The organism is Achromobacter sp. Marseille-Q0513, from assembly GCF_018195695.1.
GTDB lineage: Bacteria > Pseudomonadota > Gammaproteobacteria > Burkholderiales > Burkholderiaceae_B > Achromobacter.
Map to the genome: position 1 here is coordinate 1 of NZ_JAGTJY010000083.1, position 24,838 is coordinate 24,838.

Sequence of the window (24,838 nt, forward strand, 5' to 3'; positions counted from 1 at the left end):
TCCTTGTCGTACTCGATGCACACGCCGCCGCTGCCGTTCGAGAAGACGCGCCAGTGGTGGTAGGTCTCGAAGGCCTCGGCCAGGCACAAGGCATAGATGCCTTCCAGCTCCCTGGCGCGCGCGTACTCCTCGATATAGAACGAATCGTTGCGGTCGTCCCAGGCCTTGGGATTGAGCAGCGCGAGCTCGCCCGACTGCAGGTAGTCGATCAGGTAAGGCAGCTCGGTGTATCGGCGCAGGGTGGTGGCCAAGTCAACGCTCCCGTGAGGTCCAGCCGCCAGTCTACCCGCTTCGGCCCGCGCCTCAGCGCAGGGCCGCGCGCATGAAAGCGACGACGCGGGCGTTGAAGTCGCGATGAAAGGCCGCCCGGTCGAAACCCGGACCATCGGTGCACAGTGATGGCAGCGCTTCGGCCTGCGCCGGCGAGCATGGCGCCAGGAAGGCGAAATGACCCGCGCCGGCGACCCGATGGAAATCGGTCCCCGCCGGCAGGCCCTGGCGCAGCGCTTCCACGCTGGCGGGCGTCACCCCATCGCCGCCCAGTTCCGAGGCCCACAGCTGGACCGGCGCGGCCACGCCGGCCAAGGCCGACGGCGCGAACGCATTGAGCGGATCGGCGATCACCAGGGCCTTGACGCGAACATCCTTCGGGTAAGGCTGGGCCGGCGCCTTGCCTCCCGCGATGTCGCGGCACATGGGCAGCCCCGGCTGTGATTCGCAGAACGACAGCCCCTGGCTGAAATCGGGCGCGGCGCCCGCCAGCACCAGGCCGGTATAGCCGCCGCGCGAGAAGCCAAAGAAGCCGACCGCGTCGGCACGCAGCTGCGCCCTGCCCGGCCAGGCGCCGGTCATGTAGTCGATGAGCCGCCGGATTTCGCGCGGACGCGTCGAGAAGATGGACAGATAGCCCTGCCGCGAACGGTCCACGGCGTTGTCGCCCGCGTGATTCAGCGCGGCCACCACGAAGCCGGCCTCGGCCAGCGCCCGCGCGGTGTCGTGATGGCCCAGGAAAGACCCGCCCGAGCCGTGCGACATCACCACCAGCGTCCTCGGCCCCGCCGGCATCGGGCAGTCCGGCGTGCCGGCGATGACGCTACGGCCGACCGAGATCTCGACCTCCGGCGCATCGCAGGGGTACCAGGCCGCGCCTTGCAGCGCGGGGCCATTCATGTCCATGGGCAGGCTGATGCGCTGGAATCCGACGGCCTGGGCCTGGCTGGCGGCCAGGCTCAAGACCGCTGCCACGAGCAGCCGGGACGCGCGTTTGCGCGGGACGACGGTGCAACCCGATGCGGCAAGCAGGCGCGTTGCGGACTTTACGAAACAGAACATGGGCCGGACCTTTGACAGGCGCGGCGTCTTCCTCGACGCCGCACGAGCGCGAGCATACACCGGCGCCGGAAGCCGCCAGGCGATGCCGTCGCGAGAGCGGAGGATACCGGCCAACCCGCGGCTTGCGCTCGCCCGCACACGGAAAAAGTCGAAGTAAATCAATCGGATTTGTAATTCCCCGGTCAGCTGCCCGTTTTCTTCCCGACACCAAAATAGACCCTCAAAGTCGGCAAGACAGATCGCGCCAAGCGCGACATAACAACAGGGGAGACAGCACGCATGATGAAGAGAATGCTCGTTGCAGCAACAACCACGCTTGTCATGCAGACCGCCACGGCACAAGTGCCCGCGTCCATCACGCTATACGGCCTGATGGACGCGGGCATCGGCTACACAAGGCTGAGCGGCGCCTACAAGGATCCCGCGACTGGACGCACCCTGCGCGCGGGCATGAGCCGCCTGGGCGCCCTGAGCGGAGGGGTTTCCGGACCGCGCTGGGGGGTGCGCGGCAAGGAAGACCTGGGCGACGGCCTGCATGCCGTGTTCCAGCTGGAATCGGGCTTTGACAGCCGCAACGGCCAGATCCTGCAGGGCGGCCGCCTGTTCGGCCGCCAGGCCACCGTCGGCCTGACGGACGCCCGCTGGGGCGAGCTGCGGCTGGGCCGCCAGTACAACGCCGCCACGCGCTACTTCCTCAACATGCTCGGCCCGGCATTCGGCGGTTTCAGCCAGCTGCACACCGGCTACGGACTGGGAATGAGCTCGGCGTCCTTTCCGCGCTACGACAATCAGGTCTTCTATGAAACGCCCTCGATGGGAGGCATCAAGGCCGCGGCCGGATACGCCTTCAGCGTCAACGACACGCGCAATGCCGAAACCGGCTATGCGACCGCCAACAACACGCGCGCCATCACCGCGGCCCTGCAGTACGCTCGCGGCCCGCTCAGCGCCTTCCTGGGCTACGACCAGCTCAATGCAGCCAGGCAGCTCGGCACCGCCCGCGCCGCCGCCACGCCGCGCGCCTACATCATCGGCGCCTCATACGATTTCATCGCGCTGAAGATCGCAATGGCCTACAACCGTGTGGCCGACGGGTGGTTCGCCGGCAGGAGCTTTCGCGACGACGGCCGGGTCGGCGGCTTGGCAGGCACGCCGTCCTATGCGTTTTCCAGGGGGCTGCGCTCCAATTCCCATGTGATCGCGCTCGCCGTCCCCGCGGGCCTGTCGGGACATGCGTTCGCTTCCTGGCAACGCACGGACATCAACTCATCCAGGCTGACGGGCGGCGACGCGACCGGCCACACCTATAGCCTGGGCTACAGCCACAACCTGTCCAAGCGCACCGACCTGTACGCGGTGGTTTCCCATACCCGCAACTGGGCCTTTGTCGACGGCGTTCGAGCCCTGGACGCCTACGCGGGCCTGCGCCATCGATTCTGATTGGCAACGCCCGCGACGTTGTTTCGCCCCAACATGGCCCCCCCTATGCCGACTCGACTCGCGGGCCTTCGCGAGCGGCCTACGCCCCTGTGATCGCAGAAAAAGATGACAGAAAATGCGGCGCGCGGCGATCGGATTCGTAATTTGAATGTCGGCTGTCTGTCGAACAGCGGGTTCCACACTTGGCTGGCCAAGCCCCGGTTCCCGCAGCATCTGCGCTCGCAATCCCGCGCCGCGGCGCCGCCGGCCTGGCTCCACTCACAATCCATATCACCGGAGCCTTTGCATGAAAAAGATCTTCGCGGCCACACTGGGCGCGGCGCTGTCCGCCGCCGCGCAGGCGGAAACCTCAGTCACGCTGTACGGCCTGATGGACACCGGCGTCAGTTACAGCCGGATCACCGGGGACTATACCGACCCCAAGACCGGCGTCACGAGCGGCAGCGGCATGAGCCGCCTGGGCGCCACCACCGGCACCACCGCCGGATCGCGCTGGGGCCTGCGCGGCAAGGAAGACCTGGGCGACGGCCTGTACGTCGTGTTCCAGCTCGAATCCGGCTTCGACAGCCGCAACGGCAGCTCGCTGCAGGAAAACCGCCTGTTCGGCCGCGAGGCCACCGTCGGCCTGGGCAGCGCCGAATGGGGCGAGTTCCGCTTCGGCCGCCAGTACAACGTGGGCACGCGCTACTTCTCGGGCATGCTGGGTTCGTCGTTCGGCGGCGGCTTCAACCAGCTGAACACCGGCGCCGGCCTGGGCTTCAGCTCGTCCTACTATCCGCGCTACGACAACCTGCTGGTCTATGAGACGCCGTCCATGGGCGGATTGCGCGCCGCCATCGGCTATTCCAGCAACATCAACGACCTGAAGAGCAGCCAGACCGGCTACGCCACGGCCGACAACACCCGCGCGATCACCGCCGGCCTGCGCTACGACAACGGACCGGTCAACGCCTTTGTCACCTACGACCAGCTCAACGCATCCAACAAGCTCAGCCCTGCCGAGACCAGCGCCACGCCGCGCTCCTACGTGATCGGCGGATCGTACGACTTCGAGGTATTCAAGCTGGCGCTGGCCTACAACCGCGTCACCGACGGCTGGTTCGCCGGCAAGAAGCTGCCCAACAATGCCAGCGTCGGCGCCTTCACCGGCACGCCTTCGTATGCGTTCTCCAAGGGCTTCCGCTCGAATTCGTACTTCATCGGGCTGTCCGCGCCCCTGGGCGGCGGCAGCAGCCTGTTCGCGTCGTGGCAACGCGCCGACGCCAACAACAAGAAGCTGACGGGCGGCGACTCGGCCAGCAACACCTACAGCCTGGGCTACAACTACAGCCTGTCCAAGCGCACCGATGTCTACGCGATCGCATCGCACACCAGCAACTGGGCCTTCGTGGATGGCATCAAGGCCACGGAAGTGGGCGTGGGCCTGCGCCACCGCTTCTAAGCGGGCAGCGCGGTCCGCGCGCCGCGCCGGACTCCGTTGATGGCACCCTCCTCCGCGAAGGGAAGGTGTTCCGTCGCCGCGCCTTTCCTCGAGAAGGCGCGGTTTTTTGTATTCCAATACCGCGCACGCCAACACGCGGGGGCCAAAAAAAGCGCCCCTGCGGGCGCTGACGAACCGCGTGGACTCAATCCAGCGCGGCCAGCATGTAGGCCCCGCCGCGCAGCGTATGCAACAGCCGGGGCGTGCGGCCGGCATCGATCTTGCGGCGCAGCCTGCGCACCGCGATCGCGACCGCGTGGGATTTCGGGTTCTTGCGCTCGAATACAGGCAGCTGCATGCCCCAGACCTGTTCGGCAAGCTGCCAGGCATCGTAGACCTCGCCCGGCCGCTGCATCAGGAAGGCCAGCAGCGCGAATTCCTTGGGCGTCAGCCGCAGGACCTCGCGATTGCGGCTGACCCGGCCGCGCAGCAGGTCCAGCTCCAGGTCCGCGAGATGCAGGCTGTAGCCGGACTGCGGCGACGCCTCGCGCATGGCGCAGGCCATGCCTGCCGCCCCGCCTATCGGCCCGCCGCGTTCTGGCGCTGCACTTCGGCCTGGTACTCGGGGCCGCTGCGCAGGCGCACATACTCGGCATAGGCGACACGGTATTCACGGCTGTAGATATCGGGCGATGCCTCGCCGCGCCAGAAGCGCTCCAGGCCGGCGCGCTTCCACAGGGCCAGGTCGGCCCGCACTTCCGCCCGCGTCAGGGACTGGCCGTGATAGCTGGCGGCGGGCTGCGCCTGGGCCTGGGTCTGCGCCTGGGCCAGGGACGTGGCGCCGGCGGCCAGGGCCAGCATCAAGGCAACGTTGCGGATGGTCTTCATGGTTCGCTCCTAGGGATGAATCGCTGCCGGGTTGCAGCATGGAGACCATTCTAGGAACGGGGTACGGACAAAACGCTGATAGCGGGATTACGTTTTCGCAATGACGTAGCGGTGCCGCCAGTCAGCCGGAACCATACCCATCGTCGGATCGGTTTTCGCATCCCTTGCCTGGTTTTGCAGTCTCCCATGGCTGCGTCGGTTTGATATAGGCGTCAAAGATGGGCCGGACCTCGGACCATGGAAGGCGCTGTTTCCGAGCCAGGAACAGTTCGCGGCCGAACGTCGTCGGGCTGTGCGGCTGCGCCAGCACATTGCGCAACGCTTCGCGGTCATCGTCATGCCTGCCGTGAAGTATGCCGCTCTGGTCGGAATAGGTATTGAAGGCTTCGAGCTCGCCCGCCGCGTTGCGCCTGGCATGGCAAAAGGCATAGGAGTCCTGCACGATGTGCAGCAACTGCCCCAGCGCGATACCTCGAGCGCTGGCGTCAAACCGGTAGTCCATCAGGTCGCCGATTTGCCTTGCGCCTTGGAAGAAAAAATTCTCCATGCCGGCAACGCGCGTCACATCTTCGTTCAGCGCATGGGTGCCCAGCGAAACCTCATAGGAAAAACGCGCCCACACCAGCAAGTTCTCGTAGGTTTCTCCCGCCGGCGCACCCGGCTTTCCCATGCCATGCAGAAACTGCAAATCACCGAAATGGCCACGTGCGGCCCATGATTGCGACGATTTCCTTCCTCGATTCGCCATGCCCTTGTCCGCTGACGCCAATAACAGGTGATTCAGATAGCAGCTGGCCTTTCGTGGATCCAGGGGAGACACCTTGCCCAGACATTTCTCGCGGCTGTTCCCGGTGAACCACAACGTTGGAAAATCATTCCAGCGCACGCCGTCCAGCACGTCTCTGATTCGTATGCCCTCGCCTTCCAACCCCGTCTTGCAGTCGCTCACCGACACGCACGAGAACACCGCGAGCGTCATCTGCTCATGCAAGGGGCTGGCGCCATCGAGATACGGAATGCGATTCTTGACCTTGCCGGCCACCAGGCCGGACACATCATCCATAGGAGAAAGATGCAGCTTCCAAGCCCACGCGGGCGTGGCGCCCAACAGCATGGCGCAGCCCAGTACGGCAATCCATCTTCCGACCATGATTAGCTATCTCCGTTGGAAAATCCGCTTGCATCCGGCAATGGGGCTCGCCAGCATCGGCATTGAGGGCAAGAAGCCACGACGATCTTAGAGCAATACCCGAAGGCAGCACGGTTGGAATTTAGAACTGGAACGCTCTCGCTCCCATAAGAAACGCCGCCTCTCGGCGGCGTCCTGCCTGCCAGCGGCGTGCTCAGCGCACCTTGCCCGCCTTCCAGGCCTGCAGCAGCGTGTCATAGGCGATGGTCTCGCCCTTGGGCTTTTCGTTGGCCAGCTTCTTCCACGGCGCCTGCTGGTCCGACAGCCACTTGTTGGGATCGCCCTTGGCGTTGAGCTTGGGCGCGCACTGCGCCATGCCGGCCCGCTCCAGGCGCGCCATCACCTGGTCCATCTCGTTGGCCAGGTTGTCCATGGCTGCCTGCGGCGTCTTCTCGCCGGTCACGGCGGTGGCGACGTTCTTCCACCAGAGCTGGGCCAGCTTGGGGTAGTCGGGCACGTTGTTGCCGGTGGGCGTCCAGGCCACCCGCGCCGGGCTGCGATAGAACTCGATCAGCCCGCCGTAGTTGGCCGCGTTCTTGGTGAAGAACTCGCTGTGGATGTCGCTGTCGCGGATGAAGGTGAGCCCGGTGATGGACTTCTTCAGCGACACCGTCTTGGCCGTGACGAACTGCGCGTAGAGCCAGGCGGCGGCCATGCGCTTAGGATCGGTGGACTTGAAGAAGGTCCACGAGCCCACGTCCTGGTAGCCGTTCTGCATGCCGTCCTTCCAGTACGGGCCGTAGGGCGACGGCGCCATGCGCCACTTGGGCGTGCCGTCGTCGTTGACCACCGGCAGGCCCTTCTTGGTCATGTCGGCGGTGAAGGCCGTGTACCAGAAGATCTGCTGCGCGACCTGGCCCTGGGCCGGCACCGGACCGGATTCGGAGAAGGTCATGCCCATGGCCTGCTGGGGCGCGTACTTCTTCATCCAGTCCACGTACTTGGTCAGCGCGTAGACTGCGGCCGGGCTGTTGGTGGCCCCGCCGCGCGCCACCGAGGCGCCCACCGGCGTGCACTTGTCATCGGCCACGCGAATGCCCCACTCGTCCACCGGCATGCCATTGGGCAGGCCCTTGTCGGCGGCGCCGGCCATCGACAGCCAGGCATCGGTGAAGCGCCAGCCCAAGGACGGGTCTTTCTTGCCGTAGTCCATGTGGCCATAGACCTTCTTGCCGTCCAGCTCCTTGACATCGTTCGAGAAGAAGTCGGCGATGTCTTCATAGGCGGACCAGTTGGTCGGCACGCCCAGCTCGTAGCCGTACTTGGCCTTGAACTTGTCCTTCAGGTCCTGGCGCGCGAACCAGTCGGCCCGGAACCAGTAGACGTTGGCGAACTGCTGGTCGGGCAGCTGGTAGAGCTTGCCGTCCGGCGCCGTGGTGAACTTGGTGCCGATGAAGTCCTTCAGGTCCAGGTTGGGGTTGGTCCATTCCTTGCCCGCGCCGGCCATATAGTCCGACAGCGGCAGGATGGCGCCGTAGCGGTAGTGGGTGCCGATCAGGTCGGAATCGGAAATCCAGCCGTCGTAGATGGACTTGCCCGACTGCATCGACGTCTGCAGCTTCTCGACCACGTCGCCTTCCTGGATCAGGTCGTGCGTGACCTTGATGCCGGTGATCTCGCTGAAGGCCTTGGCCAGGGTCTTGGACTCGTACTCGTGGGTGGTGATGGTCTCGGACACCACGTTGATTTCATTGACGCCCTGCGCCTTGAGCTTGGCGGCCGCCTCGATGAACCACTTCATCTCGGCCAGCTGCTGGTCCTTGGACAGCGTCGAGGGCTGGAACTCGGAATCGATCCACTTCTGCGCCTCGGGTTCGCCGGCCCAGGCCGCGGACGTGCCGATCAGGGCGATGGCGGCCGCGACGGCGCGCATGCGAAATTTCATGAACAGTCTCCTCGAAAAGTCTCCCCTCTTTTGTGCTGCGGACTCCTGGCCGGGGAAGACGCTGGCCGATAGTCCTTCCAAACCGCTTGCTTGTTCATGCGGGGTCTAGTGTGCTATCCCGTCAGCCTTTCCTCATGATGAAGGCCAGCAGCAGCATCGAAGCCACGAAGCTGATCCACACCGACGGCGGCCCGTCCAGCGAAAACCATTCCGCCGCCTTGCCGCCCAGGCCCAGGAAGGCCAGGTTGAGCCAGGCCGCGGCCAGAAGGCCGATGAACAGGCGGTCGCCGCGCGTGGTGCGGATGGGCAGGAAGCCCTTGCGCTCCACCGTGGGCGATTTCAGTTCCCAGATCGTCATGCCCACCAGCATCAGCGCGATGCAGCTGAAGAACACGGCGACGGGGGTGGTCCATACCATCCAGCTGAACATGGTCCGCCCTCCTATACCCGGCCCATCGCGAAGCCCTTCGCGATGTAGTGCCGCACGAACCAGATGACGATGCCGCCGGGCACGATGGTCAGCACCCCGGCCGCGGCCAGCACGCCCCAGTCCATGCCCGACGCGGACACCGTGCGGGTCATGGTGGCGACGATGGGCTTGGCGTTGACCGAGGTCAGCGTGCGCGCCAGCAGCAGCTCGACCCAGCTGAACATGAAGCAGAAGAACGCGGCCACGCCCACGCCCGACTTGATCAGCGGCAGGAAGATGGTCAGGAAGAAGCGCGGGAAGGAATAGCCGTCCACGTAGGCGGTCTCGTCGATCTCGCGCGGCACGCCGGACATGAAGCCTTCCAGGATCCAGACCGCCAGCGGCACGTTGAACACCAAGTGCGCCAGCGCCACGGCCAGATGCGTGTCCATCAGCCCGAACGAGCTGTAAAGCTGGAAGAACGGCAGCAGGAACACGGCCGGCGGCGTCATGCGGTTGGTCAGCAGCCAGAAGAACACGTGCTTGTCGCCGATGAAGCGGTAGCGCGAGAACGCGTAGGCCGCCGGCAGCGCCACGGCCAGCGAGATCACCGTGTTGATCAGCACATAGATCAGCGAGTTGATGTAGCCCGAATACCAGGCCGGATCGGTGAAGATCGTGCGGTAGTGCTCGAAGGTGAAGTCGCGCGGCCACAGCGTCAGGGTGCTGACGATCTCGGTATTGGTCTTGAACGACATATTCAGCATCCAGTACAGCGGCAGGATGGCGAACGCCAGATACAGCGCCAGGAAGACGGCGCGCCACCAGGTGCTTTGCTCACGCATTTGCGCGCTCCTCGTCCATGCCGCCCGTGGTGCCGGCGCGCTGCATCCAGTTGTAGAGGATGAAGCACAACAGCAGGATGATCAGGAAATAGATGATGGAAAACGCCGCCGCCGGCCCCAGGTCGAACTGCCCCACCGCCTTCTGCGTCAGGTACTGCGACAGGAAGGTGGTGGCGTTGCCGGGACCGCCGCCGGTGAGCACGAAGGGCTCGGTATAGATCATGAAGCTGTCCATGAAGCGCAGCAGCACCGCGATCATCAGGACGCCGCGCATCTTGGGCAGCTGGATGTACCGGAATACCGCCAGGCGCGAGGCGCCGTCGATGCGGGCGGCCTGGTAGTAGGCATCGGGAATCGCGCGCAGCCCCGCGTAGCACAGCAGCGCGACCAGCGGCGTCCAGTGCCACACGTCCATGACCAGCACGGTGACCCAGGCGTCCACGTCGCTGCCGGTGTAGTTGTAGTCCACACCCAGCCAGGACAGCGTCGCGCCGAGCAGGCCGATATCGGTGCGGCCGAACACCTGCCAGATGGTGCCGACCACGTTCCAGGGGATCAGCAGCGACAGCGCGATGACCACCAGCACCGCCGACGCGCGCCAGCCCGAGGCCGGCATGGACAGCGCCAGCAGGATGCCTAGCGGGATCTCGATGGCCAGCACCGCCAGCGAAAAGCCGATCTGCCGCAGCAGCGCGCCATGCAGCTCCTCGTCCTGCAGCACGGCGGCGAACCATTCGGTGCCCACGAACACGCGGCGCTCCGGCGAGATGATGTCCTGCACTGAGTAGTTGACGATGGTCATCAGCGGCAGGATGGCCGAGAACGCCACGCACAGCACCACGGGCAGGACCAGGAACCAGGCCCGGTGATTGATCGGTTTCATCGGATCAGCTCCTCGTCGCGGTAGAAGCAGGTATGCGTATTGAGCGCCGACAGCCAGACCGTCTCGCCCCGCGCGGGCGCCTGCGCCTGGCTGCTCAGGCGGGCGCGCACGGCATTGCCTTCGAAGTCCGCCGTCAGCAACAGGTAGGTGCCGACGTCCTGCACCCGTTCCACCCGTACCGGCAACCCGCCCGGCGCGCCCGGCTCCACCCGGCGCAGGTATTCGGGCCGCACGCCGAGCTTGACCGGGCCGGCGTCCGCCAGGCGCGCGGCCTGGACGGTATCCAGCCCATCCAGCCGGCAGGCGCCGACGCGCAGCGCGCCGTCGGTCCAGTGGGCCGGCAGGAAGTTCATGCCAGGCGAGCCGATGAAATGCCCCACGAAAGTATGCGCCGGCCGTTCGAACAGATCGTCGGCGCCGCCCACCTGCACCGCCCGTCCGCGCGCCATGACCATCACCTGATCGGCGAAGGTCAGCGCCTCGGTCTGGTCGTGCGTGACGTAGATCAGCGTGAGCTTGAACTCGCGGTGGATCTCCTTGAGCTTGCGCCGTAGCTCCCACTTGAGCTGCGGATCGATCACGGTCAGCGGCTCGTCGAACAGCACCGCCGACACATCGCTGCGCACCAGGCCCCGGCCCAGCGAGATCTTCTGCTTGGCGTCGGCGGTCAGGCCGCTGGCGCGGCGGTCCAGCACCTGAGACATTTCCAGCATCTCGGCGATGCGCCCCACGCGCTCGCGGATCCGGTCGGGCGCGATGCCGCGGTTGCGCAGCGGGAATGCCAGGTTCTCGGCCACGGTCATGGTGTCGTAGACCACGGGAAACTGGAACACCTGGGCGATGTTGCGGGCCTGCGGCGTCTTGGCGGTGACATCCTGCCCGTCGAACAGGATGCGGCCATGGGACGGCCGCAGCAGTCCCGACACGCAATTGAGCAAGGTGGTCTTGCCGCAGCCCGACGGGCCGAGCAAGGCATAGGCGCCGCCATCGCGGAACGTGAACTTCAGCGGCAGCAGCGCGTAGTCCTCGTCGGCCTGGGGATGGGGCACATAGGAATGGGAGAGGTCCAGCTCGATCTGTGCCATCAGCGGGCCTCCCCGGCGGCGGGCGCCGCCAGCCAGCCCGGCGCGGCCAGCAAGGCGCCGTCGGCGCCGAAGGCATAGGTCTGCGCCGGATCGAAATACAGCCGCAGGCGCTGGTCCAGCGTGCAGCGGTGCACGCCGGGCAGCTGCGCCACCACCTCGCCAGCGGCCGTCTCGGCATGCACGAAGGTGTCCGATCCGGAGATCTCGGCCAGCTTCACCACGCTGTCCAGCGCGATATGGCCAGGCTGCTCATGCACGTCCAGCGCGCCGGCGCGCAGGCCGGCGGTGATGTCGCCGGCTCCCGCAGGCAGGGGCCGGTCCACGCGCACGCCACCCGGCAGCTCGAAGCCGCCCGGCCGCCGCGCGGCGGCGAACAGGTTCATGGGAGGATCGCTGAAAGCGCGCGCCACGCGGATGGAGGACGGGCGGTGGAACACTTGCGCCGTGGGTCCGTACTGCAGCAGCCGCCCTTCGTCGAGCACCGCCGTATAGCCGCCCAGCAGCAGCGCCTCGCCGGGCTCGGTGGTGGCATAGATCACGGTCGAGCGCCCTTCCGCGAACAGCGCGCTCAGTTCGTCGCGCAGCTCTTCGCGCAGCTTGTAGTCCAGGTTGACCAGCGGCTCGTCCAGCAGGATCAGCGGCGCGTTCTTGGCCAGCGCGCGCGCCAGCGCCACGCGCTGCTGCTGGCCGCCGGACAGCTCGGACGGATGACGCTTGACCAGGTGGTCGATGTGCAGCCGCGCCGCCATCGCCATGACCTTCTCGGCAATGCCGCTCTCGCCGCGCAGCTTGAGCGGCGAGGCGATGTTGTCGAACACCGTCATCGACGGATAGTTGATGAACTGCTGGTACACCATCGCCACGTTGCGCTGCCTGACCGGCACGCCCGTGACGTCCACGCCGTCGGCCAGCACGCGGCCCTCGGTGGGCCGGTCCAGCCCGGCCATGATCCGCATCAGCGTAGTCTTGCCCGCCAGGGTGGCCCCGAGCAATACGGTCATCGCGCCCGGCGCCGGCGCCAGGCTCATCGGATACAGGTGCGTTTGCGAGCCGGCCCGCAAACCTGTCCTGTCCAGGTTCAGCTGCATCTAGTCTCCTCAACCTACCAATACGTCCCGGTTTTTCGACCGGGTTTGGGGCATTGCGGTGCTGCAGCTTATCCGCCCCCATTTTTTTAGGCGCGAATCAGCGAGTCTTTCATGTTGCTTTCGTTTTTTGTGCGTTTTACTCAAAAAGCGAACAGAAAACAATCTTGCAGTGCGTCATTATTTTTCGCTTTTGTTGTTTTATCATACGCACATGACACTGAATCCCAGACAGAGCGCCTTGATCGAAATGGTGCGGGCCCAAGGCTCGGCCACGATCGAGGAACTCGCCAAACGCTTCGACGTCACGCTGCAGACCGTGCGGCGCGACGTGCATTTCCTGTCGGAAGCCGGCCTGCTGTCGCGCTTTCACGGCGGCGTGCGCATCGAGGCTTCCACCATCGAGAACATCGCCTACCGCAAGCGCCAGGGGCTGCACGCGGCCGGCAAGCAACGCATCGCCGAGGCCGTGGCCCGCGCCGTGCCGGACGGCTGCTCGCTGATCCTGAACATCGGCACCACCACCGAGGCCATCGCGCGCGCCCTGCTGCGCCATCGCGGCCTGCGCGTCATCACCAACAATCTGCACGTGGCCGACATCCTGTCCGACAATCCGGACTGCGAGGTGATCGTGGCCGGCGGCGTGGTGCGCTCGCGCGACCGCGGCATCATCGGCGAAGCCACCATGGATTTCATCCGCCAGTTCAAGGTGGACATCGGCCTGATCGGCATTTCCGGCATCGAAGCCGACGGCACGCTGCGCGACTACGACTTCCGCGAAGTGCGCGTCTCCCGCACCATCATCGAACAGTCGCGCGAAGTCTGGCTGGCCGCCGACAGCAGCAAGTTCAAGCGCCAGGCCATGGTCGAGCTGGCCCACATTTCCGAGATCGACCGCTTCTTCACCGACGCGCATCCCCAGGAACCGCTGGCCCAGGCGCTGCAGGACGCCGGCGTGCGCTGCGAGGTCGCGGCCGCCGCGCCTGCCAAGTCCGCCGCCTGAAACTGCCCCGACGCCCGCCACCGCCCACCACAGGCCGAACCGACAAACTCCCATAGCGCATGACCCAGGATCCCGCGGACATGCCCTCACAGCTCCTATGAATTCCACACTCGCTTCCGTCACCCCGCCCGACCGCGATCGCCTGCTCGCCCAGCTCGACAACACGCCCGCCTGGGACGTGATCGTCATCGGCGGCGGCGCGACCGGTCTGGGCACCGCGGTGGACGCCGCCTCGCGCGGCTACCGCACGCTCTTGATCGAAGGCGCCGACTTCGCCAAGGGCACGTCCAGCAAGGCCACCAAGCTGGTCCACGGCGGCGTGCGCTACCTGGCGCAGGGCAATATCAGCCTGGTGCGCGAAGCGCTGCACGAGCGCGGCCTGCTCAACCGCAATGCGCCCCACCTGGTGTGGCCGCTGGGCTTCGTGGTGCCGGCCTACAACCTGCTGGACCAGCCCTTCTATGGGATCGGCCTGAAGATGTACGACATGCTGGCCGGCAAGCTGAACCTGTCGCCCAGCCGCTGGCTGTCGCGCCGCGACACGCTGGCCAACGCGCCGACGCTGGCCGAACAGGTCAACGGCCGCGGCCTGAAGGGCGGCGTGCTGTATTACGACGGCCAGTTCGACGACGCGCGCCTGGCCATGAGCCTGATGCGCACGCTGTTCGACCTGGGCGGCACGGCGGTCAACTACGTGCGCGCCACGGGCCTGACCATGACGAACGGCAAGGTCGACGGCGTGACGGCCACCGACGCGCTGGGCGACGCGGTCTTCACGCTGCGCGCGCGCTGCGTGATCAATGCCACCGGCGTCTGGGTCGACGCCGTGCGCCGCATGGAAGACAAGAACGCCCCCACCATGGTCGCGCCCAGCCAGGGCGTGCACCTGACGCTGCCGCGCGACTTCCTGCCGGGCAAGCGCGCCATCCTGATTCCCAAGACCGACGACCGCCGCGTGCTGTTCGTGGTGCCATGGAACGGCCACACCATCGTCGGCACCACCGACACGCCGCGCGACGACCTGCCGCTGGATCCCGACGCCGGCGCGCAGGACGTGGACTTCATCCTGGGCACGGCGGCGCGCTACCTGAGCCGCAAGCCCACCCGCGACGACGTCACCAGCGTCTGGGCCGGGCTGCGCCCGCTGGTCAAGGCCACCGGCGAAGCGTCCACCAAGGCACTGTCGCGCGAACACACCATCCTGGTGTCCAAGGCCGGCCTGGTCACGGTCACCGGCGGCAAATGGACCACCTACCGCCGCATGGCGCAGGACGTGGTCGACACCGCCATCCAGAACCAGCTACTGACGCAGGCGCCCTGCCGCACCGAGTCGCTGGCCCTGCACGGCGCCGCCGGACTGGCGCCGTCGCAGGAACACGCCGGCACGCCGGACAGCTACTACGGCAGCGACCTGCCCGCGCTCAAGGCCCTGCCTGGCGCCGAGCGCATGCTGGTCAGCGCCAGCGGCCTGTCCGAAGCCCATGTGCGCTACGCCGCCCGCTACGAGCTGGCGCGCACCGCCGAGGACGTGCTGGCGCGCCGCAACCGCGCCCTGTTCCTGGACAGCGAGGCCGCCATGCTGGCGGCGCCGGAAGTCGCCCGCATCCTGGCCGAGGAACTCGGCCACGACGCCGCCTGGCAGCAGCGCACGCTGCGCGACCTGGAACCGGTGGCCGCGCGCTATCGCCTGCGCTGAAGCGCGGGATTCCATGCGCCGGCAGCCTCCCGCCCTGTACGCTTGCGCAGCTCTCTGCGCGGCGCTGGCGCTATGGGGCGCGCCCGCCGCAGCCCGCGACGCCGGCAAGACGGCAGACGCCGGCCTGGCGCCGCCCACGCCCGCCGCGAGCGGAACGGCGGCCGGCGACGCGCACGACTGCGCGCCCACCGAGCGCGCGGGCGGCAAGGTCATTGATATCTACTGGACGCGCGGGCCCGACCATGGCCGGATCACCAGCGGCGAGGTCGATCACTACGTCGACCTGAATCTCGTGGTGCGGACCCGTGGCTACCTCGAAGGCGATTGCGTGGAAGCGACCGTGCAGGCGGCCGACGGCGGCGACATCGTCGAGGGCCGCAAGACATTGCTGCTGCACGGACGCGTCGACAAGGCGGGGGTCGCCTACTTCAAGGAACCGCTGCGGCGCTACACGCTGATCCTGTCCGACGGCGACGAGGACGCAGCCGGGCAGGACGCGCCGGACTCCCGCCCCGCGCCCTGACGCGACGGCCAGACGCCCCTCAGGGCACCCGCAGCGGGCTGTGCCTGATCATGCCCTCGAACACCCGCAGCAGGTCGGGATCGCACTTGGCGCCGGCCTCGCGATGCAGGATCAGCATGATCTGCGCATGCGTGCGGGCCGGGTGATAGGGCCGCGCGTCGCCCAGCGCGTCGTAGGAATCCGCCAGGGAAATGATGCGTGAATGCAGCGGGATGTCGTGGCCCGCCAATCCGTCCGGATAACCCGAGCCGTCGAAATGCTCGTGATGGTGACGCACCGCCAGCGCGATCTGGTCGCGTCCCGGCAGGTCGCTCTGGCGGATGATGTCGGCGCCCACGGCGGCGTGCGACTTCATGATTTCCCAGTCTTCGTTTTCAAGCCTGCCAGGCGAGAAAAGCACGCGGTCGGGCGTGGCGATCTTGCCCAGGTCGTGCAGGCGGGCGGCGACCGCGATGGACTCCAGCTCGTCTTCGGCCAGGCCGCAAGCGCGGGCCAGCGCCACGCTCAGCGCCACCACGCGGTGGCAGTGCCGGCCCGTGGCCGGATCGCGCGCGCGCATCGCGGCGAACAGAGCCGCCTCACAGGAGCCGGGCGGCTCCCCTTCCGTCGAAAAACGCTGCGGGACATCCGTGGCCGGGGATGGGGCAGCCAGGCCGTCTGACGGTGACGGCGGCACTAAGGGTACGTCTGGAGGCATCGAACAAGGCATGCGCGGCACTGCGATGGCGCCGCGTCGGAATCATAAAGTAGCGATTCTGACACATTGCTGCAGGGTCCGCGCGCGCTGGGCGGCGCGTCTCCGACGCCTGTCGCTTCACTGGCGCAGGCGCTCCAGCAAGGCCTCGGCCACCCCGACCGACGATGCCGGATTCTGGCCGGTGATCAGCAGCCCGTCGGAGATCACATGCGGCTGCCAGTCCTCAGCGCGACTGTACTGCGCGCCCAGGCGCACCAGTTCATCCTCGACCAGGAACGGCACGATCTGGCTCAGGCCCACGGCGGCCTCCTCGGCGTTGGAAAAGCCCGTGACCTGCCTGCCCTGCACCATCGGCTTGCCGTCGGCGGTCTTGGCGTGGCGCAGCACGCCCGGCGCATGGCACACCGCCGCGACGGGCTTGCCGGCGGCCAGCATGTTCTGGATCAGCTTCACCGAGCGCGGATCCTCCGCCAGATCCCACAGCGGCCCGTGGCCGCCCGGGTAGAACACGGCATCATGATCGGCCGCCTGCGCCTCGGCCAGCGGCAGCGTGGCCGCGAGCCGGCGCTGGGCCTCGGCATCGCCACGGAAACGATGGGTGGCCTCGGTCTGGGCCTCGGGGTCGTCGCTCTTGGGATCCAGCGGCGGCTGGCCGCCCTTGGGCGAGGCCAGCGTCAGCTCGGCGCCTGCATCCAGGAAGGCGTAGTACGGCGCGGCGAACTCCTCCAGCCAGAAGCCGGTCTTGCGCCCGGTGGCGCCCAGCGTGTCGTGGGAAGTCAGGACGATCAGGATCTTCATTGCGTGCTCCTGTAGCGCGGCCTCGCCGCCGCGCGCGCGGCGGACGGAAGACCGTTGAGGAATGCGCCGGATCGCGGCCCGTGGGGCCCGCGCCGGCGGAAACGGCGGAGGCCGGGAAGGATCGCCTCCGGCTGGCCTGACCCATTACACCATCGATGCGCGAATGCCGCCGGCCTGTCCGCCGGGCGGCCGGTTCATCCGCCGGCATCATGCACCAACATCGCGCACGCCACAGGATGCGGCGGGCCATGTCCGAGAATTCGGGTCAGAAAGGGGCGTTGTGCGAGGTTTGGGAATCACTGGTAACCGATGCATCATTCATGCGCTCGAGCTGCAATGACCCCCACAACGATTCATGAATGACCTACTAGACCTGATCGTCTTTTCTCCAGACGCCGATCAGCGCGCGCGCCGCAGCGGCGCGCTGGCCGAAATGGGCTTCTCGCCCCGCCGCTGCGAAGATTCCAACGGCCTGTTCCGCCTGTTCCAGACCCGCCGCACGCCGCTGCTCGTCATGGAGGCAGAGCTGACCGATCTGTGCATGGCGGTCGCCGGCCTGCGCGCCATGGATACCACGGCGGGCATCGTCGCCATCTCCACCTTCGACTCACCGGAAAACCGCATCCTCGGCCTGCACTGCGGCGCCGACGTCTGCTTCCAGCCCGACGTCGCGACGGCCGAGATCGCCGCCGCGCTGCAGGCGCTGGTGCGCCGCACGCCGCCTTCGGGACGCCGCCATGCCGAGGCGGAGACACGGGCGCAGCCCACGGCCGCCGGCGCCGCCGGACGCTGGCAGTTCCAGGACGCGGCCTGGACCCTGGTCAGCCCGCGCGGCGAGCGCCTGCCGCTGACCCAGGCCGAGCGCGAATTCCTGCTCAAGCTGACCTCGGCCATGGACAAGCGCCTGCCGCGCAGCGACGCCTTCGCGCCCGATCCCCAGGCCGGCCGCGACTCGGTGCGCCGCACCGACGTGGTGGTGAGCCGATTGCGGCGCAAGGCGCAGGACATGCACCTGGACCTGCCGATCCGGACGGTCTGGGGCTGGGGCTATGCCTTCACCGGCGAGATCTAGCGCGGGCGTATCATGCTCGCTGCGGTTGCGGCTTCCCGCCCGCCCGTTCCGCACACCCGCGATCCCGGATCCACCATGGACGTATTCAGCCAACTGCAAGCCCTGCTGGCCCGCCATCAGGCGCGCTACCGCCTGATCGAGCACGCCGCCGCCGGCAAATCGGTCGAAGTCGCCGCCATCCGCGGCACCGCCGTGAGCCAGGGCGCCAAGGCGCTGGTCTGCCGCGTGAAGATTTCCTCGAACCAGCGCCGCAATGTGCTGGCCGTGTTCCCCGCCGACCGCCAGGCCGACCTGGACGCCATCGCCCGCGCCGCCGGCGGCAAGAAGGCCTCGCTGGCCTCGCAGGACCTGGCGCGCGAGCTGACAGGTTGCGAGATCGGCGCCATCCCGCCCTTCTCCTTCAATCCCGAACTGCACCTGCTGGTCGACCCCACGCTGCGCGATCGGCACGATGAAATCGTGTTCAACGCCGGCCGGCTGGACGCCTCCATCCTGCTCGACACGGAAGACTACTTCCGGCTGGCCGCGCCCGAGGTGGCGCCGCTCATCAAGGACTGACCATGTGCCTGGCCGTGCTCGCCCTGAACGCCCTGCCCGGCATCCCGGTCCTGATCGCCGCAAACCGCGACGAGTTCCATGCCCGGCCGACGCTGGCCGCCGCGCAATGGCCCGACGCGGCCGGCATCTACGCCGGGCGCGACGGCCTGGCCGGCGGCAGCTGGATGGGCGCGTCGGCGCGGGGCCGCTACGCGCTGGTCACCAATTTCCGCGAACCCGGCCTGAACCGCGCCGACGCGCCCTCGCGCGGCGCGCTGGTCGAACACTACCTGCGCGGCGCCGAGCCGCCGGCCGAATACATGGCGCGCGTCCACGCCGAGGGGCAGGCCTACAACGGCTTCAACCTGATCGTTGGCGATATGGAACACGCCTGGTACCTCAGCAATCGCAACGGCCCGCCGCGCCGCCTCATGGCGGGCGTGTACGCGCTGTCCAACCACCTGCTGGACACGCCCTGGCCCAAGCTCGCGCGCACCAAGCGCGCCTTCGCCGAGGTGCTGCGCCAAGGCCCCCAACCCGACCTGCCCGCGCTGTACGCGGCCCTGGCCGACCGCGAACCGGCCGCCGACGACGAACTGCCCGCCACCGGCCTGCCGCCGGACCGCGAGAAGCTGCTGAGCAGCCCCTTCATCGTCAGCCCTACCTATGGCACCCGCAGCTCGGCCGTGCTGGCCTTGCGTGAGAATGGCGCCGGACTGCTGCACGAGCGGCGCTACGCGCCTGACGGCACGCTGAACGGCGAAAGCGAACTCCTCTTCACGCTGACCCGCGCACACGCCGGCGCGCGAACTCCGGACGCCGTCGCGGGTCGAAACGCATGACGCGCGCCGGCCAGCGCCCTGCGCGGCGCGCCGCCGTCCGTCGGATCAAGGAGAACAGCATGAACAAGCGCATCGAACGTTGCACCATGGCCGCGGCCATGGCCTTGGGCAGCATGGCCATCGCCGGCCTGCTGAACACCGCGCAGGCGGCACTGCCGCCGGTCCAGCATCAGGGATCGGTGCAGTACGTCAGCGGCGGCATCGGGCTCGACGAATCCGAAGCCCTGAAGGCCGCCGCCAAGGACTATCCCCTGGCGCTGACCTTCGCCGCACAGGTCGGCGGCAAGGCCGACTATGTCGCGGACGTGGCCGTGGTCATACACGACGGCCAGGGCAAGCCGGTGCTGCGCGCGACTTCGGAAGGCCCGTACATGCTGGTCAGGCTGCCGGCCGGCGACTACAAGGTGTCGGCCACCTACAAGGGCCAGACGCAGGAGCGCCAGGTCGCGGTCAAGGGCGCCGGCGCCGCACGCGCCGTCTTCGAGTGGAAATGACGCCGCGCCGACGGGCCGGCCGAGGCCCCGGGCAGCGCGGCGGCCGGCTCAGACGCCGGTGAACAGGATAGCGATGATGAAGCCGATGCTGGTCGCCCAGACCAGCGAACGCAGCGCGCCCCAACCCGCCACGTACATGGCCAGATAGCCCAGCCGCAGCCCCAGCCAGCACGCCATCAGCGTGGCCACGCGCGTCGCGTCGGCCTGGTTGTGCAGCGCGAACAAGACCGCCGCGTAGAAGAAGGGCAGCGCCTCGAAGGCATTGCTCTGCGCCGCGTTGGCGCGTGCGCGCCAGCCCTCCTGCCGCGCCAGCCAGGGGCGCGGGTCGTTGTTGTCGAACTTCTTGCCGCCCGCCTTGGCCAGGATGGCGGACAGGAACGGCAGGACCGCCGCCGCCAGCATCAACCACGCGATCATTTTCATGGGCAAACCTCTGCTTCGATGTGGGAAAACACGGCGGCGCGCGCCGCCGCGCTGGCCGCATGGTCGCCCGAAAGCCGGAAAATGAAAAGCCCGTCACCGTTTACACTCGCCACTTTTCCCGATTGCGAGTTTCCGGTGTCCCTGCTGTCCCCCTGGTCCGTCCTGTTCCTGTCCGCTGCCTTGCTGTGGCCCCCCGCCACGCGCCGCTGGGCGCCCCTGGCGCTGGTGGCGGCCTATGCCTGGGCCGGCACGCAGGGCGCGCTGGACCCCGCCGCCCTGACCGCGCCGGCGCTACTGGCGCTGGCCGCCCTGCTGGTGCAGCCTCCGGCCCCGGCCGCCTTGCGGCTGGCCGGCCACGCGCTGTTCATCGCCGTGGCGGCGGCGCTGTTCCTGCACCTGATGCCGGGATTCCACAATCCGCTGGTGATCCCGCGCGCGCCGCTCAGTCCGGACGCCGTGCCGTTCAGCATGTACCTGAACCTGGACAAGCCGCTGGTGGCATTCTGGATCATCCTGGCCCTGCCGCCCGTCATGATGGGCCTGGACGCGGGCCGCACGCTGCGCGCCACGCTGGCCTGCGGCGCGGCGGCGGTGCTCGTGTGCCTGACGCTGGCCCTGGCGCTGGGCATGGTCGGCTGGGCCCCCAAATGGCCGGACAAGGGCTGGCTGTGGCTGGTCAACAATGCCTTGCTGGTGACGCTGGCGGAGGAAGCGCTGTTCCGTGGCTACATCCAGGAACGGCTGGGCCGGCTGTGGCGCGCGCGCCGCTGGGGCGCCAATGCCGCGCTGCTTTGCGCGGCCGTGCTGTTCGGCCTGGCGCACTATGCCGGCGGCTGGCAATGGATGCTGCTGGCGGGCCTGGCGGGCGCGGCCTACGGCCTGGCCTACCGCCACGGCGGCCTGGCTGCGGCGGTGCTGGCGCACCTGGCGCTGAACGTCGCGCATTTCAGCCTGTTCACCTACCCCGCACGCGCGGCGCTCTGACGCGCGGCATCGCCCGGGCACGGGCGCGCCGATGTCCGCCGCGCCCGGAACCCGGCTTCAAGCCAGCGCCGGATAGTCCGTATAGCCCCCGGGTCCCGGCGCGTAGAACGTGGCGGGGTTGGGCCGATTCAGCGGCGCCTTCAGCGCGAAACGCTGCGCCAGATCCGGATTGGCGATGTACTGCACGCCGAATGCCACCGCGTCGGCGCGGCCTGCGGCGATCGCGGCCTCGGCGGACTCGCGCGTGAAGCCTTCGTTGGCGATATAGGCGCCGCCGAAGGCCGCCTTGAGCGCGGGGCCGATGCTGTCGGGCGCCTCATGCTCGCGCACGCACAGGAACGCGATGCGGCGCCGGCCGAGTTCGGACGCCACGTAGCCGAAGGTGCCGGCGCGGTCCGAATCGCCCATGGTATGGATCTCGCCGCGCGGCGACAGGTGCACGCCCACGCGGCCCGCCCCCCAGACGCCGACGCAGGCGTCGGTCGCCTCCAGCAGCAGGCGCGCGCGGTTCTCCACCGGGCCGCCATAATCGTCGTCGCGCAGATTGGTGCTGTCCTGCAGGAACTGATCCAGCAGGTAGCCATTGGCCGCATGCACTTCCACGCCGTCGAAACCCGCTTCCTGCGCCATCTGCGCGCCCAGCCGGTAGGCCTGGATCACGCCGGGCAGTTCCGCCGTTTCCAGCGCGCGCGGCGTCACGTAGGCGCGCTGCGGGCGCACGTGGCTGACGTGGCCGCGCGCTGCCAGGGCGCTGGGCGCCACCGGCAACTGGCCGTCCAGGAACATGGGGTCCGAGATGCGGCCCACGTGCCAGAGCTGCGCAAAGATGCGGCCGCCGGCCGCGTGCACGGCGGCGGTGACCTGGCGCCAGCCCTGCACCTGCTCGGGCGTCCACAGTCCCGGCGTGTCGGCATAGCCCACGCCCTGCGGCGTCACGGCGGTGGCTTCCGACAGGATCAGGCCCGCGCCGGCGCGCTGCGTGTAGTACTCGGCCATCAGCGCGTTGGGCACGCGGCCGGGGCTGGCGTGCATGCGCGTCAGCGGCGCCATGATGACGCGGTTGGGCAGGGTCAGGTCTCCCAGGACCAGGGGTTCGAACAATAGGCTCATGCGACTTCCTCTTGCCCCGGCGCCTGCCGGGGCGTTGCTGAACGGACCGCGCTACATGTCCTGGTTCAGTTGCCGCAGGAATGCGGCGATCAGGGCTTCATTGCGACGAAAGAACACCCATTGCCCGACCTTGGTGGCCGTGATCAGGCCGGCGCGCTGCAGCACGGCCAGATGCGTGGACACCGTCGACTGGGACAGTCCGCAGCGGCCGTCGATGTGGCCGGCGCAGACGCCATGCTCGAAGGTATGGCCCGGGCGTTCCTCGAAATACGCCTTGGGATCCTTCAGCCACGCCAGGATCTCGCGGCGCACCGGGTTGGCGAGCGCCTTGAGGATGGCGTCGGCGTTGACGGGTGGGTCGTCGCCGGCGGCAGCGGAATTCGAAGGATCCGGGTTCATATTCAAATATCGCAATTTATCGAATCATATATCGTTAAAACTCGATACATGCTCATGCCCCCGCCGCGAGTGGGGATACTCGCGGCAGCCGCGCGCCGGGTCCGCCCCACGCGCAGGTGCGGCGCGGCTCAAAGCGCGGACGCTGGTGCCCTCATTCATGCCCCACCCTGCCGCGCAGCCGCTTGACCTCGCCATGCAGCACCTTGCGCTGCACGCGCCGGCGTTGCGAGGCGCGGGTGGGCCGCGTCGGCCGGCGCGGCTTTTCGGTGCGCGCCGCCGCGCGCACCATCGCGATCAGGCGCTCGATCGCCTCGGCGCGGTTCTTTTCCTGACTACGGAACGTCTGCGACTTGATGACGATGACGCCATCCTTGGAGACGCGGTGGTCGTTGAGCGCGCACAGCGCGTCCTGCACCTCGGCCGGCAGGCTGGAGGCGCGCACGTCGAAGCGCAGATGCACGGCGCTGGACACCTTGTTGACGTTCTGCCCGCCCGCGCCCTGGGCACGGATCATGGTGAACACAAGCTCGCGCTCGTCCAGGTACAGGGAATCTTGGATATGAAACATGGGCGCCAAGTCTACGCCAACGCCCGGCACGGCTTTGCCGGGAGCGCTAAAATAGTCCGCTTTTGCCCGAATTCCGGCATCCCCATGACTTATTCCGCCAAAGAGATCTTCAAGACGCTGCAGGGCGAAGGCGCCCACGCCGGCCGCGCGGCGGTGTTCTGCCGGTTCGCGGGCTGCAACCTCTGGACCGGCCGCGAGAGCGACCGCGCCAGCGCCGCCTGCACCTTCTGCGATACCGACTTCATCGGCACGGATGGCGAAGGCGGCGGCAAGTTCACCACGGCTCAGGCGCTGGCCGATGCCATCGCCGCGGCCTGGGGCCCCGGCGCGGAACGGCGCTATGTGGTCTTCACCGGCGGCGAGCCGCTGCTGCAGCTGGACGAGGCCCTGCTGGCCGAGGTGCACGCGCGCGGCTTCACGGTCGCCATCGAGACCAACGGCACGGTGCCCGCGCCCGCCGGCATCGACTGGATCTGCGTCAGCCCCAAGGGCACGGCGCCGGTGGTGCTGGAACGCGGCAACGAGCTCAAGCTGGTCTACCCGCAGGCCAACGCGCTGCCCGAACGCTTCGTGCACCTGGATTTCGAGCATTTCTTCCTGCAACCCATGGACGGCCCCGCCCGCGCGGCGAATACCGAACAGGCCGTCCAATACTGTACGCAGCATCCGCAATGGCGGCTCAGCCTGCAAACGCATAAATACATAGGCATTCCATGATTCACCCCTACGCTTCGCGGAGCGCGCAATGATCTCCGTGACCCGCAGGCTGGAATTCGACGCCGGCCACCGCATTCCCGACCACCGCAGCCAATGCCGCAACCTGCACGGCCACCGCTATGTGCTGGAAATCACCCTGACCGGCGACGTGGTGCAGGCGCCCGGCGAGTCCGACAACGGCATGCTGATGGATTTCTCCGAAATCAAGCAGATCGCCAAGCAGCACATCGTCGACGTCTGGGACCACGCTTTCCTGGTCTATGAGGGCGACGCCGCCGTGCGCGGCTTCCTGGACACCCTGCCCGGCCACAAGACCGTGGTGCTGGACCGCATTCCCACGGCCGAGAACCTGGCCGCCATCGTCTTCGAGACGCTGGCGCCGCACTATCACGGCCACTATGGCGCCGAGCTGCGCCTGACCCGCGTGCGCCTGTACGAAACGCCCAACTGCTGGGCCGACTGCAACGGCTGACGGCCGCGCGCCGGCCTGATCCGGGCCGGCGCTCCCTCCTTC

At 67.9% G+C, this 24,838-nt stretch carries 28 protein-coding genes and 1 pseudogene; 12 read left to right on the forward strand and 17 right to left on the reverse strand.

Going from position 1 to position 24,838, the window contains the following annotated elements; genetic code table 11:
- Positions 1-251 (reverse strand): annotated as a pseudogene (locus KDH83_RS17120) (DUF2971 domain-containing protein); the annotation flags it as partial.
- Positions 252-303: 52 nt separating this feature from the next.
- The gene (locus KDH83_RS17125) at positions 304-1,176 is read right to left on the reverse strand and encodes an alpha/beta hydrolase (protein WP_249205169.1); all 873 of its coding nucleotides are present in this window, start codon (positions 1,174-1,176) and stop codon (positions 304-306) included.
- Between the two features lie 435 nt (positions 1,177-1,611).
- Between KDH83_RS17125 and KDH83_RS17130 the strand changes: the two genes are divergently transcribed.
- Positions 1,612-2,772, forward strand: a complete 1,161-nt coding sequence (locus KDH83_RS17130; protein WP_349291640.1) for a porin — start codon at positions 1,612-1,614, stop codon at positions 2,770-2,772.
- Between the two features lie 286 nt (positions 2,773-3,058).
- Positions 3,059-4,213 carry a porin gene (locus tag KDH83_RS17135; RefSeq protein WP_212318035.1) on the forward strand — a complete coding sequence of 385 codons (1,155 nt, stop codon included), beginning with the start codon at positions 3,059-3,061 and terminating at the stop codon, positions 4,211-4,213.
- 184 nt (positions 4,214-4,397) lie between these two features.
- Here KDH83_RS17135 and KDH83_RS17140 read toward each other — a convergent pair whose 3' ends face one another.
- The 9 genes from KDH83_RS17140 to KDH83_RS17180 all read right to left on the reverse strand — a co-directional run bounded on the left by KDH83_RS17140 (position 4,398) and on the right by KDH83_RS17180 (position 12,464).
- Positions 4,398-4,757: a winged helix-turn-helix domain-containing protein gene (locus KDH83_RS17140; RefSeq protein ID WP_212318037.1), complete on the reverse strand. Its 360-nt coding sequence runs from the start codon at positions 4,755-4,757 to the stop codon at positions 4,398-4,400.
- Between the two features lie 14 nt (positions 4,758-4,771).
- Entirely contained in the window at positions 4,772-5,080 is a 309-nt protein-coding gene (locus KDH83_RS17145; RefSeq protein WP_212318039.1) for a DUF4148 domain-containing protein, read from the reverse strand.
- A gap of 121 nt (positions 5,081-5,201) precedes the next feature.
- Complete coding sequence (locus tag KDH83_RS17150; RefSeq protein ID WP_212318041.1) at positions 5,202-6,230, reverse strand: hypothetical protein; 1,029 nt, start codon at positions 6,228-6,230, stop codon at positions 5,202-5,204.
- 193 nt (positions 6,231-6,423) lie between these two features.
- Positions 6,424-8,154: an ABC transporter substrate-binding protein gene (locus KDH83_RS17155; protein WP_212318043.1), complete on the reverse strand. Its 1,731-nt coding sequence runs from the start codon at positions 8,152-8,154 to the stop codon at positions 6,424-6,426.
- A gap of 121 nt (positions 8,155-8,275) precedes the next feature.
- Entirely contained in the window at positions 8,276-8,584 is a 309-nt protein-coding gene (locus tag KDH83_RS17160; RefSeq protein WP_212318045.1) for a DUF2160 domain-containing protein, read from the reverse strand.
- 11 nt (positions 8,585-8,595) lie between these two features.
- Positions 8,596-9,408, reverse strand: a complete 813-nt coding sequence (locus KDH83_RS17165) for a carbohydrate ABC transporter permease (protein ID WP_212318047.1) — start codon at positions 9,406-9,408, stop codon at positions 8,596-8,598.
- A complete protein-coding gene (locus KDH83_RS17170; protein ID WP_103274636.1) occupies positions 9,401-10,291 on the reverse strand; it encodes a sugar ABC transporter permease in 891 nt (296 codons plus the stop codon). Before KDH83_RS17170 ends, KDH83_RS17165 begins: the two co-directional genes overlap by 8 nt.
- Positions 10,288-11,376 carry an ABC transporter ATP-binding protein gene (locus KDH83_RS17175; protein WP_212318049.1) on the reverse strand — a complete coding sequence of 363 codons (1,089 nt, stop codon included), beginning with the start codon at positions 11,374-11,376 and terminating at the stop codon, positions 10,288-10,290. The genes KDH83_RS17170 and KDH83_RS17175 overlap by 4 nt, the downstream gene beginning before the upstream one ends.
- Complete coding sequence (locus tag KDH83_RS17180) at positions 11,376-12,464, reverse strand: ABC transporter ATP-binding protein (protein ID WP_212318051.1); 1,089 nt, start codon at positions 12,462-12,464, stop codon at positions 11,376-11,378. The genes KDH83_RS17175 and KDH83_RS17180 overlap by 1 nt, the downstream gene beginning before the upstream one ends.
- 211 nt (positions 12,465-12,675) lie before the next feature.
- On the opposite strand from KDH83_RS17180, the gene KDH83_RS17185 reads away from it, so the two are divergent.
- From KDH83_RS17185 to KDH83_RS17195, 3 genes are all read left to right on the forward strand, one after another.
- Entirely contained in the window at positions 12,676-13,464 is a 789-nt protein-coding gene (locus tag KDH83_RS17185; protein WP_249205168.1) for a DeoR/GlpR family DNA-binding transcription regulator, read from the forward strand.
- A gap of 97 nt (positions 13,465-13,561) precedes the next feature.
- On the forward strand, positions 13,562-15,160 hold the full coding sequence (locus KDH83_RS17190) for a glycerol-3-phosphate dehydrogenase/oxidase (RefSeq protein ID WP_212318055.1): 1,599 nt from the start codon (positions 13,562-13,564) through the stop codon (positions 15,158-15,160).
- A gap of 13 nt (positions 15,161-15,173) precedes the next feature.
- The gene (locus tag KDH83_RS17195; RefSeq protein WP_212318057.1) at positions 15,174-15,683 is read left to right on the forward strand and encodes a hypothetical protein; all 510 of its coding nucleotides are present in this window, start codon (positions 15,174-15,176) and stop codon (positions 15,681-15,683) included.
- Between the two features lie 19 nt (positions 15,684-15,702).
- Here the strand turns inward: KDH83_RS17195 and KDH83_RS17200 are convergent, their stop codons facing one another.
- Together KDH83_RS17200 and KDH83_RS17205 are read right to left on the reverse strand one after the other, a co-directional pair.
- Positions 15,703-16,242 (reverse strand): HD domain-containing phosphohydrolase, encoded by a 540-nt coding sequence (locus KDH83_RS17200; protein WP_212318059.1) that lies wholly within the window; start codon positions 16,240-16,242, stop codon positions 15,703-15,705.
- 255 nt (positions 16,243-16,497) lie between these two features.
- Positions 16,498-17,178 carry a type 1 glutamine amidotransferase domain-containing protein gene (locus KDH83_RS17205; RefSeq protein ID WP_212318061.1) on the reverse strand — a complete coding sequence of 227 codons (681 nt, stop codon included), beginning with the start codon at positions 17,176-17,178 and terminating at the stop codon, positions 16,498-16,500.
- Positions 17,179-17,533: 355 nt separating this feature from the next.
- Between KDH83_RS17205 and KDH83_RS17210 the strand changes: the two genes are divergently transcribed.
- From KDH83_RS17210 to KDH83_RS17225, 4 genes are all read left to right on the forward strand, one after another.
- Positions 17,534-18,250, forward strand: coding sequence for a response regulator transcription factor (locus KDH83_RS17210; RefSeq protein WP_212318062.1), 717 nt, complete (start codon positions 17,534-17,536; stop codon positions 18,248-18,250).
- Between the two features lie 75 nt (positions 18,251-18,325).
- Complete coding sequence (locus tag KDH83_RS17215; RefSeq protein ID WP_212318063.1) at positions 18,326-18,808, forward strand: YbaK/prolyl-tRNA synthetase associated domain-containing protein; 483 nt, start codon at positions 18,326-18,328, stop codon at positions 18,806-18,808.
- Positions 18,809-18,810: 2 nt separating this feature from the next.
- Positions 18,811-19,629, forward strand: a complete 819-nt coding sequence (locus tag KDH83_RS17220) for an NRDE family protein (protein WP_212318065.1) — start codon at positions 18,811-18,813, stop codon at positions 19,627-19,629.
- 59 nt (positions 19,630-19,688) lie between these two features.
- Complete coding sequence (locus tag KDH83_RS17225) at positions 19,689-20,123, forward strand: carboxypeptidase-like regulatory domain-containing protein (protein ID WP_212318067.1); 435 nt, start codon at positions 19,689-19,691, stop codon at positions 20,121-20,123.
- Positions 20,124-20,171: 48 nt separating this feature from the next.
- Here KDH83_RS17225 and KDH83_RS17230 read toward each other — a convergent pair whose 3' ends face one another.
- Positions 20,172-20,546: an MAPEG family protein gene (locus KDH83_RS17230; protein ID WP_212318069.1), complete on the reverse strand. Its 375-nt coding sequence runs from the start codon at positions 20,544-20,546 to the stop codon at positions 20,172-20,174.
- A gap of 135 nt (positions 20,547-20,681) precedes the next feature.
- Between KDH83_RS17230 and KDH83_RS17235 the strand changes: the two genes are divergently transcribed.
- Positions 20,682-21,530 carry a CPBP family intramembrane glutamic endopeptidase gene (locus KDH83_RS17235; protein WP_349291641.1) on the forward strand — a complete coding sequence of 283 codons (849 nt, stop codon included), beginning with the start codon at positions 20,682-20,684 and terminating at the stop codon, positions 21,528-21,530.
- A 57-nt stretch (positions 21,531-21,587) separates the two neighbouring features.
- On the opposite strand, the gene KDH83_RS17240 is transcribed toward KDH83_RS17235, so the two are convergent.
- The 3 genes from KDH83_RS17240 to arfB all read right to left on the reverse strand — a co-directional run bounded on the left by KDH83_RS17240 (position 21,588) and on the right by arfB (position 23,607).
- A complete protein-coding gene (locus KDH83_RS17240) occupies positions 21,588-22,640 on the reverse strand; it encodes an alkene reductase (RefSeq protein WP_212318073.1) in 1,053 nt (350 codons plus the stop codon).
- 51 nt (positions 22,641-22,691) lie between these two features.
- Positions 22,692-23,039 (reverse strand): helix-turn-helix transcriptional regulator, encoded by a 348-nt coding sequence (locus KDH83_RS17245; RefSeq protein WP_212318075.1) that lies wholly within the window; start codon positions 23,037-23,039, stop codon positions 22,692-22,694.
- 151 nt (positions 23,040-23,190) lie between these two features.
- Complete coding sequence (gene arfB, locus KDH83_RS17250) at positions 23,191-23,607, reverse strand: alternative ribosome rescue aminoacyl-tRNA hydrolase ArfB (RefSeq protein ID WP_212318077.1); 417 nt, start codon at positions 23,605-23,607, stop codon at positions 23,191-23,193.
- Between the two features lie 84 nt (positions 23,608-23,691).
- Between arfB and queE the strand changes: the two genes are divergently transcribed.
- Together queE and queD are read left to right on the forward strand one after the other, a co-directional pair.
- Entirely contained in the window at positions 23,692-24,324 is a 633-nt protein-coding gene (gene queE / locus KDH83_RS17255; protein WP_212318079.1) for a 7-carboxy-7-deazaguanine synthase, read from the forward strand.
- 28 nt (positions 24,325-24,352) lie between these two features.
- On the forward strand, positions 24,353-24,796 hold the full coding sequence (queD, locus tag KDH83_RS17260) for a 6-carboxytetrahydropterin synthase QueD (protein ID WP_103274651.1): 444 nt from the start codon (positions 24,353-24,355) through the stop codon (positions 24,794-24,796).
- Positions 24,797-24,838: the final 42 nt, after the last annotated feature.

Coding starts and splice junctions, on each gene's coding strand:
- KDH83_RS17125 (WP_249205169.1), bottom strand. CDS start 1,176: ATGGACATGAATGGCCCCGCGCTGCAAGGCGCGGCCTGGTACCCCTGC.
- KDH83_RS17130 (WP_349291640.1), top strand. CDS start 1,612: ATGATGAAGAGAATGCTCGTTGCAGCAACAACCACGCTTGTCATGCAG.
- KDH83_RS17135 (WP_212318035.1), top strand. CDS start 3,059: ATGAAAAAGATCTTCGCGGCCACACTGGGCGCGGCGCTGTCCGCCGCC.
- KDH83_RS17140 (WP_212318037.1), bottom strand. CDS start 4,757: ATGGCCTGCGCCATGCGCGAGGCGTCGCCGCAGTCCGGCTACAGCCTG.
- KDH83_RS17145 (WP_212318039.1), bottom strand. CDS start 5,080: ATGAAGACCATCCGCAACGTTGCCTTGATGCTGGCCCTGGCCGCCGGC.
- KDH83_RS17150 (WP_212318041.1), bottom strand. CDS start 6,230: ATGGTCGGAAGATGGATTGCCGTACTGGGCTGCGCCATGCTGTTGGGC.
- KDH83_RS17155 (WP_212318043.1), bottom strand. CDS start 8,154: ATGAAATTTCGCATGCGCGCCGTCGCGGCCGCCATCGCCCTGATCGGC.
- KDH83_RS17160 (WP_212318045.1), bottom strand. CDS start 8,584: ATGTTCAGCTGGATGGTATGGACCACCCCCGTCGCCGTGTTCTTCAGC.
- KDH83_RS17165 (WP_212318047.1), bottom strand. CDS start 9,408: ATGCGTGAGCAAAGCACCTGGTGGCGCGCCGTCTTCCTGGCGCTGTAT.
- KDH83_RS17170 (WP_103274636.1), bottom strand. CDS start 10,291: ATGAAACCGATCAATCACCGGGCCTGGTTCCTGGTCCTGCCCGTGGTG.
- KDH83_RS17175 (WP_212318049.1), bottom strand. CDS start 11,376: ATGGCACAGATCGAGCTGGACCTCTCCCATTCCTATGTGCCCCATCCC.
- KDH83_RS17180 (WP_212318051.1), bottom strand. CDS start 12,464: ATGCAGCTGAACCTGGACAGGACAGGTTTGCGGGCCGGCTCGCAAACG.
- KDH83_RS17185 (WP_249205168.1), top strand. CDS start 12,676: ATGACACTGAATCCCAGACAGAGCGCCTTGATCGAAATGGTGCGGGCC.
- KDH83_RS17190 (WP_212318055.1), top strand. CDS start 13,562: ATGAATTCCACACTCGCTTCCGTCACCCCGCCCGACCGCGATCGCCTG.
- KDH83_RS17195 (WP_212318057.1), top strand. CDS start 15,174: ATGCGCCGGCAGCCTCCCGCCCTGTACGCTTGCGCAGCTCTCTGCGCG.
- KDH83_RS17200 (WP_212318059.1), bottom strand. CDS start 16,242: ATGCGCGCGCGCGATCCGGCCACGGGCCGGCACTGCCACCGCGTGGTG.
- KDH83_RS17205 (WP_212318061.1), bottom strand. CDS start 17,178: ATGAAGATCCTGATCGTCCTGACTTCCCACGACACGCTGGGCGCCACC.
- KDH83_RS17210 (WP_212318062.1), top strand. CDS start 17,534: ATGAATGACCTACTAGACCTGATCGTCTTTTCTCCAGACGCCGATCAG.
- KDH83_RS17215 (WP_212318063.1), top strand. CDS start 18,326: ATGGACGTATTCAGCCAACTGCAAGCCCTGCTGGCCCGCCATCAGGCG.
- KDH83_RS17220 (WP_212318065.1), top strand. CDS start 18,811: ATGTGCCTGGCCGTGCTCGCCCTGAACGCCCTGCCCGGCATCCCGGTC.
- KDH83_RS17225 (WP_212318067.1), top strand. CDS start 19,689: ATGAACAAGCGCATCGAACGTTGCACCATGGCCGCGGCCATGGCCTTG.
- KDH83_RS17230 (WP_212318069.1), bottom strand. CDS start 20,546: ATGAAAATGATCGCGTGGTTGATGCTGGCGGCGGCGGTCCTGCCGTTC.
- KDH83_RS17240 (WP_212318073.1), bottom strand. CDS start 22,640: ATGAGCCTATTGTTCGAACCCCTGGTCCTGGGAGACCTGACCCTGCCC.
- KDH83_RS17245 (WP_212318075.1), bottom strand. CDS start 23,039: ATGAACCCGGATCCTTCGAATTCCGCTGCCGCCGGCGACGACCCACCC.
- arfB (WP_212318077.1), bottom strand. CDS start 23,607: ATGTTTCATATCCAAGATTCCCTGTACCTGGACGAGCGCGAGCTTGTG.
- queE (WP_212318079.1), top strand. CDS start 23,692: ATGACTTATTCCGCCAAAGAGATCTTCAAGACGCTGCAGGGCGAAGGC.
- queD (WP_103274651.1), top strand. CDS start 24,353: ATGATCTCCGTGACCCGCAGGCTGGAATTCGACGCCGGCCACCGCATT.